This window comes from Pseudomonas capeferrum (assembly GCF_013523055.1).
In the GTDB taxonomy this organism is placed as follows: Bacteria; Pseudomonadota; Gammaproteobacteria; order Pseudomonadales; family Pseudomonadaceae; genus Aquipseudomonas; species Aquipseudomonas capeferrum_A.
The window spans coordinates 66,208-79,691 of sequence record NZ_JAAMQM010000016.1; the positions used below are offsets into that span (position 1 = coordinate 66,208).

The 13,484-nt window shown below is 64.0% G+C and carries 12 protein-coding genes; 11 read left to right on the top strand and 1 reads right to left on the bottom strand.

Annotated features, from left to right (window positions below; genetic code table 11):
* Positions 1 to 5: 5 nt before the first annotated feature.
* The 3 genes from G7009_RS18530 (at position 6) to G7009_RS18540 (ending at position 3,498) form a co-directional block, all read left to right on the top strand.
* Entirely contained in the window at positions 6 to 548 is a 543-nt protein-coding gene (locus G7009_RS18530) for a YaeQ family protein (protein WP_181131466.1), read from the top strand.
* A gap of 26 nt (positions 549 to 574) precedes the next feature.
* Positions 575 to 2,284 carry a single-stranded-DNA-specific exonuclease RecJ gene (gene recJ, locus G7009_RS18535; protein WP_181131467.1) on the top strand — a complete coding sequence of 570 codons (1,710 nt, stop codon included), beginning with the start codon at positions 575 to 577 and terminating at the stop codon, positions 2,282 to 2,284.
* A 107-nt stretch (positions 2,285 to 2,391) separates the two neighbouring features.
* Positions 2,392 to 3,498: an NADH:flavin oxidoreductase/NADH oxidase gene (locus G7009_RS18540; protein ID WP_181131469.1), complete on the top strand. Its 1,107-nt coding sequence runs from the start codon at positions 2,392 to 2,394 to the stop codon at positions 3,496 to 3,498.
* A gap of 292 nt (positions 3,499 to 3,790) precedes the next feature.
* Here the strand turns inward: G7009_RS18540 and G7009_RS18545 are convergent, their stop codons facing one another.
* Positions 3,791 to 4,117: a hypothetical protein gene (locus tag G7009_RS18545; protein ID WP_181131471.1), complete on the bottom strand. Its 327-nt coding sequence runs from the start codon at positions 4,115 to 4,117 to the stop codon at positions 3,791 to 3,793.
* Positions 4,118 to 4,181: 64 nt separating this feature from the next.
* Here G7009_RS18545 and G7009_RS18550 point away from each other — a divergent pair, with 64 nt between their 5' ends.
* From G7009_RS18550 to G7009_RS18585, 8 genes are all read left to right on the top strand, one after another.
* A complete protein-coding gene (locus G7009_RS18550) occupies positions 4,182 to 4,907 on the top strand; it encodes a tellurite resistance TerB family protein (RefSeq protein ID WP_181131473.1) in 726 nt (241 codons plus the stop codon).
* Between the two features lie 129 nt (positions 4,908 to 5,036).
* Complete coding sequence (locus tag G7009_RS18555) at positions 5,037 to 6,659, top strand: methyl-accepting chemotaxis protein (protein WP_181131475.1); 1,623 nt, start codon at positions 5,037 to 5,039, stop codon at positions 6,657 to 6,659.
* A 6-nt stretch (positions 6,660 to 6,665) separates the two neighbouring features.
* Positions 6,666 to 7,187 (top strand): chemotaxis protein CheW, encoded by a 522-nt coding sequence (locus G7009_RS18560; RefSeq protein WP_181131635.1) that lies wholly within the window; start codon positions 6,666 to 6,668, stop codon positions 7,185 to 7,187.
* The gene (locus G7009_RS18565) at positions 7,184 to 8,428 is read left to right on the top strand and encodes a CheR family methyltransferase (RefSeq protein WP_181131477.1); all 1,245 of its coding nucleotides are present in this window, start codon (positions 7,184 to 7,186) and stop codon (positions 8,426 to 8,428) included. The genes G7009_RS18560 and G7009_RS18565 overlap by 4 nt, the downstream gene beginning before the upstream one ends.
* Complete coding sequence (locus G7009_RS18570; protein WP_181131479.1) at positions 8,425 to 9,087, top strand: chemotaxis protein CheW; 663 nt, start codon at positions 8,425 to 8,427, stop codon at positions 9,085 to 9,087. Before G7009_RS18565 ends, G7009_RS18570 begins: the two co-directional genes overlap by 4 nt.
* The gene (locus G7009_RS18575) at positions 9,084 to 11,366 is read left to right on the top strand and encodes a hybrid sensor histidine kinase/response regulator (RefSeq protein WP_181131481.1); all 2,283 of its coding nucleotides are present in this window, start codon (positions 9,084 to 9,086) and stop codon (positions 11,364 to 11,366) included. Before G7009_RS18570 ends, G7009_RS18575 begins: the two co-directional genes overlap by 4 nt.
* A complete protein-coding gene (locus tag G7009_RS18580; protein ID WP_181131483.1) occupies positions 11,363 to 12,376 on the top strand; it encodes a chemotaxis response regulator protein-glutamate methylesterase in 1,014 nt (337 codons plus the stop codon). Before G7009_RS18575 ends, G7009_RS18580 begins: the two co-directional genes overlap by 4 nt.
* A gap of 51 nt (positions 12,377 to 12,427) precedes the next feature.
* The gene (locus G7009_RS18585; RefSeq protein WP_181131485.1) at positions 12,428 to 13,432 is read left to right on the top strand and encodes a response regulator; all 1,005 of its coding nucleotides are present in this window, start codon (positions 12,428 to 12,430) and stop codon (positions 13,430 to 13,432) included.
* Positions 13,433 to 13,484: the final 52 nt, after the last annotated feature.

Genomic DNA, 13,484 nt, shown 5'->3' on the forward strand with positions numbered 1-13,484 from the left:
TCCCCATGGCCCAGCCGTCCACCACGTACAAGTTCGAACTGAATCTGACCGATCTCGATCGCGGCGTGTACGAAAGCATCAAGCAGACCATCGCCCGCCACCCTTCGGAAACCGAGGAGCGCATGGCCGTTCGCCTGCTGGCCTACGCCCTTTGGTACAACGAGCAACTGTCCTTCGGGCGTGGTCTTTCGGATGTCGACGAAGCGGCCTTGTGGGAAAAAAGCCTGGACGGCCGCGTCCTGCACTGGATCGAGGTCGGCCAACCGGATGCCGAGCGCCTGACCTGGTGCTCGCGTCGTACCGATCGCACCAGCCTGCTGGCCTATGGCAGCCTGCGGGTCTGGCAGACCAAGGTCGTCGATGCGGTCAAAGGCCTGAAGAACGTCAATATCGCAGCCGTCCCCCAGGACGTGCTGGAAACCCTGGCCACCGACATGCCTCGGTCGATCAAGTGGGATGTGATGATCAGCGAAGGCACGGTGTTCGTCACCGACGACCGTGGTCAGCATGAACTGCAGCTCGAATGGCTGCTTGGCGACCGCGGTTGAACCCACTCTCGGATTGACGAAGACCTATGCACATCGAACCGCGTCCCTTGCCGGCGACCCTGCCGTTTCTCGGCAACCTGCCTCCGCTGCTGACCCGCCTGTATGCTGCTCGCGGCGTGCAGTGCGAGACGGAACTGGACAAGAGCCTCGCACGGCTGCTGCCGTTCCAGCAGCTCAAAGGCATCGAGACGGCGGTCGACTTGCTCGTCGAGGCGATCGACCAGCGCCAGCGCATCCTCATCGTCGGCGATTTCGACGCCGACGGCGCGACGGCCAGTACCGTGGGTGTCCTTGGTCTGCGTCTGCTGGGCGCTGCCCATGTCGACTACCTGGTGCCCAATCGTTTCGAGTACGGCTACGGCCTGACGCCCGAAATCGTCCAGGTCGCGCTGGGGCGTCAGCCGCAGTTGCTGATGACCGTGGATAACGGCATCTCCAGCGTCGAGGGTGTCGCGGCTGCAAAGGCCGCCGGCCTCAAGGTCCTGGTGACTGATCACCACCTGCCCGGCGAGCAACTGCCGGATGCCGATGCCATCGTCAATCCGAATCAGCCAGGCTGCGACTTCCCGAGCAAATCGCTCGCCGGTGTGGGCGTCATCTTCTATGTGCTCATGGCGCTGCGGGCGCGGCTGCGTGAGCTGGGGCGCTATCAGACGCAGGCGCAACCGAACATCGGTGAGCTGCTCGATCTGGTTGCCCTGGGCAGCGTCGCCGACGTGGTCCCGCTCGATGCCAACAATCGCATTCTGGTACACCAGGGGTTGGAAAGGATTCGTGCCGGTCGTGCGCGGGCCGGTCTCAAGGCCATCCTCGAAGTCGCCCGCCGCGATCCTGGTCGCATCACCTCCACCGACCTGGGCTTCATCATCGGGCCGCGCCTGAACGCCGCCGGCCGTCTCGACGACATGAGCCTGGGCATCGAATGCCTGCTCTGCGAAGACCCGGAAATGGCACGCGAGATGGCAGTGCAACTGGATGAACTGAACCAGGACCGCAAATCCATCGAGCAAGGCATGCAGCGCGAAGCCTTGGCCCAGCTCAAGGACTTGCCGCTCGACGCCATGCCGTTCGGCCTGTGCCTGTTCGATGCGCAATGGCACCAGGGCGTGATCGGGATCCTCGCTTCGCGACTCAAGGAGCGTTACCACCGCCCGACCATCGCCTTTGCCGATGCCGGGGAGGGCATGCTCAAGGGCTCCGCGCGCTCCGTGCCAGGCTTCCATATCCGCGATGCCCTCGATGCCGTGGCGGCACGGCACCCGCAGTTGATCAGCAAGTTTGGCGGGCATGCCATGGCGGCGGGCCTGTCGCTGCCGGCAGGCAACTTCCCGGCTTTTGCCGAAGCGTTCGACGAACAGGTACGTCGCCAACTGCGCGAGGAAGACCTGACGGGCCGCCTGCTGTCCGACGGCAGCCTGGCGGTGGAGGAGTTTCACCTGGAGCTGGCCCGCGCCCTGCGCCATGCCGGACCCTGGGGGCAGCACTTTCCGGAGCCGTTGTTCCATGGTGTATTCCAACTGGTCGAGCAGCGGGTGGTGGGCGAGCGGCACTTGAAGGTCGTGCTCAAGAGCGAATGTGGCTCGGTCAGACTAGATGGCATCGCGTTCGGCATCGACCGCGAGCAGTGGCCCAACCCGACGGTGCGCTGGGTCGAGCTGGCCTACAAGCTCGACGTCAACGAATTCCGCGGGCAGGAAAGCGTGCAATTGCTGATTGCCCATATCGAGGCGCGCTGAACCGGGGGCGGACAAAACTGGTCTAGGCTCAAGTGAAGCGGTACCGGACCGACAGGATTCAAGAGTGTCCGGGCCGAAAAAACCATTGGAGTCCCGAGAGGTCCCTCATGAGCCTGCTGCTTGAGCCGTACACCCTGCGTCAGCTGAGCCTGCCCAACCGCATCGCCGTCTCGCCGATGTGCCAGTATTCCAGTACCGAGGGGCTGGCCAACGACTGGCACCTGGTACACCTGGGCAGCCGCGCCATTGGCGGCGCCGGGCTGATATTCACCGAAGCCACCGCCGTGACCGCCGATGGTCGTATCACCGCCCAGGACCTGGGCTTGTGGAACGATGAGCAGATCGCACCCCTGCAGCGCATCACTCGCTTCATCGCTGCCCAAGGCGCCGTGCCTGCCATCCAGCTGGCCCACGCCGGGCGCAAGGCCAGTACCCACCGTCCCTGGTTGGGCAAGCACGGCAGCGTAGGCATCGAAGAGGGTGGTTGGCAGCCGGTCGGCCCTTCGAGGATCGCCTTCGATCCTGAACACACCGCGCCCCGTGAACTGTCCGAAAGCGAGATCGAAGAGATCATCCAGGCTTTCGTTACTTCCGCCCGGCGCGCATTGAAAGCCGGTTTCAAGGTGGTCGAGGTGCATGCCGCCCACGGTTACCTGCTGCACCAGTTTCTATCGCCCTTGAGCAACCAGCGTCGTGACAGCTATGGCAGCAGCTTCGAGAACCGCATAAGGTTGACCTTGCGGGTCACCGAAGCGGTCCGCGAAGTATGGCCCAGCGAGTTGCCGCTGTTCGTGCGTGTCTCGGCGACCGATTGGGTCGAGGACGGCTGGAACCCGGACGAGACCGTCGAGTTGGCGAAGCGACTCAAGGCACTGGGCGCGGACTTGATCGACGTATCTTCCGGTGGTACTTCGGTGCATGCCGAAATCCCTACCGGCCCTGGCTACCAGACGCGTTTCGCCGAACGCGTGCGCAAGGACGCAGATATCGCGACCGGTACCGTGGGCATGATCACGGAGCCGGCGCAGGCCGAGCACATCCTGCGCACGGGACAGGCCGACCTCATCTTCCTGGCCCGTGAGCTGCTGCGCGACCCGTACTGGCCCCTGCACGCCGATGATGACCTGGGTGGCCACAAGGCGACCTGGCCTGCCCAGTACCAGCGCGCGACCAGCCGAGCCAACCCCATCCATGAGTCCGATCTCAGGGATTGATGGGTATATAGCTGCTGTATGTCATGGCATCTTTGGTGCCCTTGAGACCGAGCGCCGCCCGCCATGACCTTTGCAGCGCCCTTGAGACCGAGCGCCGCCCGCGCGGCGCTTCGCAGAGCCCGCCATGACCTTTGCAGCGCCCTTGAGATTGAGCGCCGCCCGCGCGGCGCTTCGCAGAGCCCGCCATGACCTTTGCAGCGCCCTTGAGATCGAGCGCCGCCCGCGCGGCGCTTCGCGAGTAAACTCGCTCCCACATTTGTTGCACCGTGCCATGGTCTGATAGACCGAGGTCTTAGCCTTTGTTTGTATGGCAAGGATAATGAGGTGCCAACAACAGCCTTGATGCAGTCTTCAGCCATGCACCAAGGCTGACAACCCCAATCTCACAGGCCATGGCACGGTGCAACAAATGTGGGAGCGGCGGTTCGCCGATGCGATTTACCCGCGAAGCGCCGCGCGGGCGGCGCTCGATCTCAAGGGCGCTGAAAGTGCCATGACAGGCATAGCGCGAAGCGCCGCGCGGGCGGCGCTCGATCTCAAGGGCGCTGAGGATGCCATGACAGGCACTTTGCAAAGCCCCACCCAGGCAGCGCTTGGCAACATCCGGATGCAATTGCATTAAGCCTCGATTCATCCAACGGACCTAATCTGGGCCTTCTTTCCTACGTGATGAGGTGCCCCAGATGAACACCCGTGGCCTGCTTGACCAGTTGCTCAAATCCGGCCAGCAGTTGCTGCAGAATCAGGGCAGCGGCGCTGGCAACAAGGCGTCCGGACTCGGCGGTCTGCTTGAAAGCGTCAAGGGCAAAGGTGCCGGCGGCTTGGGCGGCCTGCTTTCCGGTGGCGGTGGCGGCGCGTTGGGCGCGGGTGCCCTGGGGTTGCTGCTGGGCAACAAGAAAGCCCGCAAATACGGCGGCAAGGCGCTGACCTATGGCGGTCTGGCGGCGTTGGGAGTGATTGCCTACAAGGCGTTCGGCAACTGGCAGGCGCGTCAGGGCCAGGTCGACCAGCCGGAACCCCGCACCCTCGATCGTCTGCCGCCAGCCCAGGTGGAGCTGCACAGCCAGGCCATCCTCACGGCATTGGTGGCCGCGGCCAAGTCCGATGGCCATGTCGATGAGCGCGAACGTGCTCTGATCGAAGGTGAATTCGTCAAGCTCGATAACGACCAGGAGCTGCAGCACTGGCTGCACGCTGAGTTGAACAAGCCCCTGGACCCGGTGGAAGTGGCACGCGCGGCACAGACCCCGGAGATGGCTGCCGAGATGTACCTGGCCAGCGTGATGGTCGTTGATCAGGAAAACTTCATGGAGCGTGCCTACCTCGATGAGCTGGCCCGCCAATTGCGCCTGGACCCTGAGCTGCGCCAGGAGCTGGAAAGCCAGATCAGGCTTGCCGCGGATCAATGATCAGTCAAGTCGAGCCCTACACCGGGCACGGAAGCCCCTCCCTCGGGTAGCTCAGACATATAAGCGTAGGAAGCCTGGGCTATACTCTGGCGTTTTTTCCCGCTCGTATCGAATTCCTGAGGGCTGATTGTGAAGAACTGGACCTTGCGCCAACGGATCCTGGCAAGCTTTGCCGTGATCATCGCCATCATGCTACTGATGATCGTGGCGGCCTACTCGCGACTGGTGGCGATCGAAACCAGCGAGGAGGCGGTCGGTTCCGACAGCATTCCCGGGGTCTATTACAGCTCGATGATCCGCAGCGCGTGGGTCGACAGTTACGTCAGAACCCAGCAGCTGGTCGGCCTGAGCGATCATCGCGAGATCACTGCCGCCGACCTGGACCTGTACAAGAGCTTCGAGGATCGTCTGCGCCAGTACATGGACAGTTACCAGGCGACCATCCACGACGTCGAAGACCAGGCAAGCTTCGACGCCTTCACTGTGCTGGAAAAGAATTATCTCATGGCCATCGACCAGGTCTTGGCGGCCTACCAGCAGAAAAACTATGCCGAAGCCGAACGTCTGATCGCCACGGTGCTCACCCCCGCCTGGGTCAAGGGCCGACAGCACCTCGGTGGTGTGATCGAGCATAGCCGCGAGACTGCCGAGCATGCCTCGAACGCCATCGTCACGGCAGTGACGACCGCCAAGGGCAGCATGATCGTGTCCCTGGTTCTGGCGATCATCGCGGCAGGTGTCTGTGGGCTGTTGCTGATGCGCACCATTAGCGCGCCCATGCAGCGCATCGCACTGGGCCTGGACAAGCTGCGCTCGGGCGACCTGAGCGCGCGCCTCAACCTGGACCGCAAGGATGAATTCGCCACCATCGAGACCGGATTCAACGAGATGGTGGAGGCCATTGCCAACCTGGTGACCCAGGCACAGCGCTCATCTGTTCAGGTAACCACGTCGGTCACCGAGATTGCCGCGACGTCCAAGCAGCAGCAGGCCACGGCCACTGAAACCGCCGCTACCACGACCGAAATCGGAGCTACCTCACGGGAGATCGCCGCGACGTCCCGCGACCTCGTACGCACCATGACCGAAGTGACCTCGGCTGCCGATCAGGCCTCGATTCTCGCAGGATCCGGCCAGCAGGGGCTGGCACGCATGGAAGACACCATGCACCAGGTAATGGGCGCCGCCGACCTGGTCAACGCCAAGCTGGCGATCCTCAACGAGAAGGCGGGCAATATCAATCAGATGGTGGTCACCATCGTCAAGGTGGCCGACCAGACCAACCTGCTGTCGCTCAATGCCGCCATCGAGGCGGAGAAGGCCGGCGAGTACGGTCGCGGTTTCGCCGTGGTCGCCACCGAAGTGCGCCGCCTGGCCGATCAGACCGCCGTGGCCACCTATGACATCGAGCAGATGGTGCGCGAGATCCAGTCGTCCGTGTCCGCGGGCGTCATGGGCATGGATAAGTTCTCCGAAGAGGTGCGTCGCGGAATGTTCGAGGTCCAGCAGGTGGGCGAACAGCTTTCGCAGATCATTCACCAGGTGCAGGCTCTGGCGCCACGGGTGCTGATGGTCAACGAAGGCATGCAGGCCCAGGCCACCGGCGCGGAACAGATCAACCAGGCCCTGGCCCAGCTCAGCGATGCCTCTACCCAGACGGTGGAGTCGCTGCGCCAGGCCAGCTTTGCCATCGACGAGCTGAGCCAGGTGGCGGCCGGCCTGCGCGGCGGTGTGTCGCGCTTCAAAGTCTGACCGATGATGACGGATTCCGCGCCGCGCATGGACACTACGAAGAACGCCAAAGGTACGCTGTACCTGCAATTCACGATCGGTGACCAGCGCTTTGCCCTGGAAGCCCGTGAAGTGATCAGGATCTTGCCGCGCCGCACACTCAAGCCTATACCCCAGGCGCCTGCCTGGGTGGCGGGTATCCTGGCCTACCAGGGCGCGCTGATTCCGGTGATCGACCTGTCGACCTTGAGCCTCGGTCAGCCTGCGCCGGCGCGTACCAGCACGCGACTGGTGCTGGTGCGTTACCGCGCCGATGCAAGGCGGCCCTCGCTGCAGCTTGGCCTGATCCTCGCGCAAGCCAACGAGACCCTGCGCTGCCGGGCCGACGATTTCCAGCCTTATGGCCTGGACAACGGCAAGGCCCGCTACCTGGGACCGGTGCGCCAGGATGAATGGGGCCTGCTGCAACGGATACACGTCGACGATCTGCTGCCGGAAAGTGTGCGCTGCTTGCTGTTCCCTGAAGAGCCCCCGCAGGTGCAGGCATGAACGAACGTTTCTTCCGCTTCCTGCAGGAACGCATCGGTCTGGATGTCGAATCCGTAGGCACGTCGATGATCGAGCGCGCCTTGCGTCAGCGTTGCGTGGCGGTTCAGGCGCGTGATCTGGAGGACTACTGGCTGTGCCTGCAGCAGTCGGCTGACGAGCAGCAGGCGTTGATCGAGGCGGTCATCGTGCCGGAGACCTGGTTCTTCAGGTACCCGGACTCCTTCAAGGCATTGGTGAGCCTGGCGCACAAGCGCCTTGCCGAGCTCGCCGGCGTACGCCCGTTGAGACTGCTCAGCCTGCCGTGCTCGACCGGCGAAGAACCTTATTCGATTGCCATGGCTTTGCTCGATGGCGGTATCAACCCGGCTTCGTTCCAGGTCGACGGCATGGATATCAGCCCTGGCTCGATTGCCAGGGCCAGGCAAGGTGTCTACGGTCGCAACGCCTTCCGTGGCGGCGACCTAGCGTTTCGCTCGCGCCATTTCAGCGAAAGTGACGAAGGCCATCGTCTCGATGAGAGGGTACGTCACCAGGTCAACCTCGAGGTCGGCAACGTTCTCGACGCTGCCTTGAAGCGGCGCGAGGGACAGTACGACTTCGTGTTCTGTCGCAATCTGCTGATCTACTTCGATATGGCCACCCAGCAGCGTGTGTTCGAAGTGCTCAAGCTCATGATCGAGGCGCGCGGCGTGCTGTTCATAGGCCCCGCGGAAGGAAGCCTGCTGGCGCGCCTGGGCATGCGCCCGGTAGGTATTGCGCAGTCGTTCGCTTATGTGCGCCACGATCAGGCCCCAGCGGCGCGTCCGAGTGCAGCGGCAGATACACGCACGAAACAGCCGGTGCCCGCAATGTCGGCGCGCCCGCGTGTCCCGGCGCCTGCGTCGGTGCCGCGGGGACAGGTGGACGGCGCCGCGAATGCGAACAGCGAGCATGAGCTGCTGGCACGCATCGCCCAACAGGCCAACGCTGGCAATGCCATCCAGGCCCGCGCCGACTGCGAGCGCTATCTGCAACGCCATGCGCCCACGGCACAGGTCTATTACTGGCTCGGCCTGCTCAGCGACACCGAGGGGAACAGCCAGGAGGCGGTCAGGCACTACCGCAAGGCCCTGTACCTGGAACCGCAGCACCCGGAGACTCTGGTGCACCTTGCCGCGCTCCTGGCTTCGCTGGGTGACAAGACCGGCGCCCTGCGCTTGCAGGAAAGGGCAGAGCGGGCAGGAAGGGAGTCTGAACGATGACAGGAGACATGATGGACGTGGTCGCCGACGATAGCGACGGCATCGACGATTGCTGGAACCGCATCGGTATTCATGGCAACAAGCAGTGCCCTTTGCTGGCGCGACATGTGCACTGTCGCAACTGTGAAATCTATGCGTCGGCCGCTACCCGCCTGCTCGACCGTTATGCCCTGATCCAGGACGAGCACGAAGAACAGGTAACGCTCGAGGAGCCTGCCACGGGCCGCTCGATGCTGCTATTTCGCCTGGGTGAGGAGTGGTTGGCCCTGGCGACCAGCTGTCTGGCCGAAATTGCCCCGGTCCAATCCGTCCACTCTCTGCCCCATCAGCGGTCCCGGGTGTTGCAGGGCGTGGCCAATGTTCGAGGTGCCCTGGTGCCATGCTTGTCCCTGGCCGATCTCCTGGGCATGGAAATCATCCCTGTTCAGGAACGCCAGGGCCGCGAGATCCCGCGCATGCTGATCCTTGCCGCGCAAGGGGGAGCCGTGGTGATGCCGGTTGCCGAGATCGACGGGATCCACCGTCTGGATCCGGCGCGGCTTGACGTCGGGCGCGAGAGCGGGCGCTTCACCTTGGCGGTGCTGCTGTGGCGCGGGCGCAGCGTTCGGGTGCTGGATGAACAACAGGTGCTGTCTGCCGTGAACCGGAGCCTTTCATGACCCCAGAGCAAATGCGCGACGCATCGCTGCTCGAATTGTTCGGCCTGGAAGCGGAAGCGCAGACCCAAGTACTCAACGCCGGCCTGCTAGCGCTGGAGCGCGACCCCACTCAGGCGGACCAGCTGGAAGCCTGCATGCGGGCCGCCCACTCGCTCAAGGGGGCAGCCCGGATCGTCGGTGTCGATGCCGGTGTCAGCGTGGCTCATGTCATGGAGGACTGCCTGGTCGCCGCGCAGGAAGGTCGCCTGTTGCTGCGTCCCGAGCATATCGATGCCTTGCTGCAAGGCACCGACCTGCTGATGCGTATCGCGACGCCGGCCGATACGGCCAGCGAAGCCGCGGTACCGGTCTTCCTCGTGCAGATGGCTGCCTTGCTGGACCCCTCGACAGTGCCGGCACCACGGCCTCCATTGCCCATTGCGTCTGCCTTGCCGCAGGTGGAAGCAGCGCCCACGCCGCTGCCAGTCGTGGTGCCCGAAGCGCAACCGGAGGCGGTGGCGGTCGGCAAGGCCAAGCGCAAGGGCGATGGTGGCGAGCGGGTGCTGCGAGTGACCGCCGACCGCCTCAACAGCCTGCTCGACCTGTCGAGCAAGTCCCTTGTGGAAACCCAGCGGCTCAAGCCTTACCTGGTCACCCTGCAGCGCCTCAAGCGCATGCATCGCCAAGGCATGCGCGCGCTGGAAGACCTGAAGGCCCAACTCGAAGACAGTGACCAAAGCGCTGAAGTGCTCGCGGCCCTGGCCCAGACCCAGCAGTTGCTCGGCGAAACCCAGCTGATCCTGCAGCAGCAGGCCGCCGACCTCGACGAATTCGGCTGGCAGGCGGGCCAGCGTGCCCAATTGCTGTATGACACGGCGCTGGCCTGTCGCATGCGTCCCTTTGCCGACGTGCTCACCGGCCAGAGCCGCATGGTACGGGACCTGGGGCGCACCCTGAGCAAACAGGTACGCCTGCAGATCGAGGGCGAGAAGACCCAGGTCGATCGAGACGTGCTGGAAAAGCTCGAGGCGCCGCTCACCCATCTGCTGCGCAATGCCGTCGACCATGGCATCGAGCCGCCGGGGCCGCGCCAGCAGGCAGGCAAGCCGGAAGAGGGCGTCATACGTTTGCGGGCTTCCCACCAGGCCGGCTTGCTGGTGCTGGAACTGAGCGACGACGGTGCCGGTATCGACCTGGACCGCCTGCGTCGGAGCATCGTCGAACGCGCCCTGTCGCCGGCCGAGACGGTCGGACAGATGAGCGAGGCGGAACTGCTGACGTTCCTGTTCCTGCCCGGCTTCAGCATGCGCGAGACGGTGACCGAAGTCTCGGGGCGGGGCGTCGGGCTCGACGCGGTGCAGCACATGGTCCGCGAGCTGCGTGGCTCGATCGAGCTGACGCAGACGCCCGGTCAGGGCTGCCGCTTCCAGCTGGAAGTGCCACTGACCTTGTCGGTGGTGCGCAGCCTGGTGGCGGAAGTCGGCGGCGAGGCCTATGCCTTCCCGCTGGCGCACATCGAACACATCCTCGACGTTCCCGCCGACGCCATCGTGCAGATCGAAGGCCGCCAGCATTTCTGGCACGAGCAACGGCACATCGGCCTGGTGGCTGCCAGTCAATTGCTCAACCGACCGGCAAGGCAGGGCGATGAGCAGAGCCTTCACGTCGTGGTGATCCGAGAGCGCGACCAGCTCTATGGCATAGCCGTCGAACGCCTGATCGGCGAACGCGTGCTGGTGGTGATGCCGCTCGACGCGCGCCTGGGCAAGGTGCAGGACATTTCGGCTGGCGCGTTGCTCGACGATGGTTCGGTGGTGCTGATCATCGATGTCGAAGACTTGCTGCGTTCTGTGGAAAAGCTGCTCAGCACAGGTCGCCTCGAGCGTATCGAACGTGGCCCCAGGACGGGTCGCGGAGTAGTACGCAAGCGGATTCTGGTGGTCGACGATTCATTGACCGTGCGTGAGTTGCAGCGCAAGTTGCTGAGCAATCGCGGCTACGACGTGGCCGTTGCGGTCGATGGCATGGATGGCTGGAATGCGCTGCGCAGCGAGGAGTTCGACCTGCTGATCACTGACATCGACATGCCGCGGATGGACGGCATCGAGTTGGTGGCACTGGTGCGCCGCGACCATCGTTTGCAGTCGCTGCCGGTCATGGTGGTGTCCTACAAAGACCGCGAAGAAGATCGACGTCGTGGACTGGAGGCTGGCGCCGACTACTATTTGGCTAAGGCCAGTTTCCATGACGACGCGTTGCTGGATGCGGTGGTCGACTTGATCGGAGAGGCGCCGAGATGAAGATTGCCATCGTCAACGATATGCCTCTGGCCGTGGAGGCCCTGCGCCGAACCCTGGCCTTCGAGCCGGACCATCAGGTCGTCTGGGTAGCGGGCAACGGCGCCGAGGCCGTGCAGCACTGCGCCGAAGAGACACCCGACCTGATTCTGATGGACCTGATCATGCCGGTCATGGACGGCGTCGAGGCAACCCGACGGATCATGGCGCAAACGCCTTGCGCCATCGTCATCGTCACGGTCGATCGCAACCAGAACATGCATCGCGTGTTCGAAGCCATGGGCCATGGCGCCCTCGACGTGGTCGATACCCCGGCGCTCGGGGCCGGCGATCCGCGCGAAGCCGCCGCGCCACTCTTGCGCAAGATCCTCAATATCGGCTGGTTGATCGGTCAGCAGCGCAACGCTGCCCCTCGACCGTTGGCCAGCGCGCCGTGCGTTACTCCGCAACGTCCCGGTCTGGTGGCCATCGGCTCGTCCGCGGGCGGGCCGGCCGCGCTGGAAGTGCTGCTCAAGAGCCTGCCACGCGATTTCCCGGCGGCCATCGTGCTGGTCCAGCATGTCGACCAGGTCTTCGCCGCCGGCATGGCCGAATGGCTCAGCGGTGCCTCGGGCCTGCCGGTACGCCTGGCGCGTGAAGGCGAGACGCCGCAGCCAGGGCAGGTGCTGCTGGCCGGCACCAATCACCACATCCGGCTGCTGAAAAACGGTCAACTGGCTTACACTGCCGAGCCGGTAAACGAGATCTATCGGCCCTCCATTGACGTGTTCTTCGAAAGCGTGGCGCGTTTCTGGACCGGTGATGCCGTGGGCGTGCTATTGACCGGCATGGGCCGCGATGGCGCCCAGGGGTTGAAAACGATGCGCCAACAGCATTTCCTTACCATTGCCCAGGACCAATACAGCAGTGCGGTCTACGGCATGCCCAAAGCAGCTGCGGCTATCGATGCCGCCGGGGAGATCCGCTCGCTGGAGCGGATCGGCCCACGTTTGATGGAAGTCTTTTCGAAATGACGATTTGTTTTGAGTCGCGCCGACTGGAAGGTCGCGGACAGGTGAACAGGAATGAGTAACCTGATGCTCGATGGTTTCGCAAGTGCCAAAGCGAATTCGGCCATGGTCCTGCTGGTCGACGATCAGGCGATGATCGGCGAAGCCGTGCGACGCGGGCTGGCCAACGAGGAAAACATCGATTTTCATTTCTGCGCCGATCCGCACCAGGCGGTCGAGCAGGCCATCCGCATCAAGCCCACGGTCATCCTCCAGGACCTGATCATGCCTGGGCTGGACGGGCTGTCGCTGGTGCGCGAGTACCGCAGCAATCCAGCGACCCAGGACATTCCGATCATTGTTCTCTCGACCAAGGAGGACCCCCTGGTCAAGAGCGCCGCCTTCGCCGCGGGCGCCAACGATTACCTGGTCAAGCTGCCGGATAACATCGAGCTGGTGGCGCGCATCCGCTATCACTCGCGCTCGTACCTGACCCTGCTGCAACGCGACGAGGCCTACCGCGCCCTTCGCGTCAGCCAGCAGCAACTGCTGGACACCAACCTGATGCTGCAGCGGTTGATGAATTCCGACGGTCTCACGGCGCTGTCCAATCGGCGACATTTCGACGAATACCTGGAGCTGGAATGGCGCCGGGCGATGCGCGAGCAAAGCCAGTTGTCGTTGCTGATGATCGACGTCGATTATTTCAAGGCCTACAACGACACCTTCGGCCATCTTGCCGGTGACGAGGCGCTGCGCAGGGTAGCCGAGGCGATCCGGGGCTCCTGTTCACGGCCGACCGACCTGCCGGCCCGCTATGGCGGCGAAGAGTTCGCCCTGGTATTGCCCAGCACCTCGCCCGGGGGCGCCCGGCTGGTGGCCGAAAAGCTGCGCCAGATGGTGCTCGCTCTGGACGTCGCGCACACTTCACCGGCTGCCGACGCCCGCCTGACCGTCAGCATCGGCCTGGCGACCCAGGTCCCGAGCATCGGCAGTCACAGTCGACAGCTGATCTCGGCGGCGGACAAGGGGCTCTACCTGGCCAAGAACAACGGCCGCAACCAGGTCGGCCTCGCCTGAGGTCGCCAGCGCAAGGACTATCGAGCGCATTTGCCCGACTGGCGAACGTGTC

Coding starts and splice junctions, on each gene's coding strand:
- G7009_RS18530 (WP_181131466.1), top strand. CDS start 6: ATGGCCCAGCCGTCCACCACGTACAAGTTCGAACTGAATCTGACCGAT.
- recJ (WP_181131467.1), top strand. CDS start 575: ATGCACATCGAACCGCGTCCCTTGCCGGCGACCCTGCCGTTTCTCGGC.
- G7009_RS18540 (WP_181131469.1), top strand. CDS start 2,392: ATGAGCCTGCTGCTTGAGCCGTACACCCTGCGTCAGCTGAGCCTGCCC.
- G7009_RS18545 (WP_181131471.1), bottom strand. CDS start 4,117: ATGCAATTGCATCCGGATGTTGCCAAGCGCTGCCTGGGTGGGGCTTTG.
- G7009_RS18550 (WP_181131473.1), top strand. CDS start 4,182: ATGAACACCCGTGGCCTGCTTGACCAGTTGCTCAAATCCGGCCAGCAG.
- G7009_RS18560 (WP_181131635.1), top strand. CDS start 6,666: ATGACGGATTCCGCGCCGCGCATGGACACTACGAAGAACGCCAAAGGT.
- G7009_RS18565 (WP_181131477.1), top strand. CDS start 7,184: ATGAACGAACGTTTCTTCCGCTTCCTGCAGGAACGCATCGGTCTGGAT.
- G7009_RS18570 (WP_181131479.1), top strand. CDS start 8,425: ATGACAGGAGACATGATGGACGTGGTCGCCGACGATAGCGACGGCATC.
- G7009_RS18575 (WP_181131481.1), top strand. CDS start 9,084: ATGACCCCAGAGCAAATGCGCGACGCATCGCTGCTCGAATTGTTCGGC.
- G7009_RS18580 (WP_181131483.1), top strand. CDS start 11,363: ATGAAGATTGCCATCGTCAACGATATGCCTCTGGCCGTGGAGGCCCTG.
- G7009_RS18585 (WP_181131485.1), top strand. CDS start 12,428: ATGAGTAACCTGATGCTCGATGGTTTCGCAAGTGCCAAAGCGAATTCG.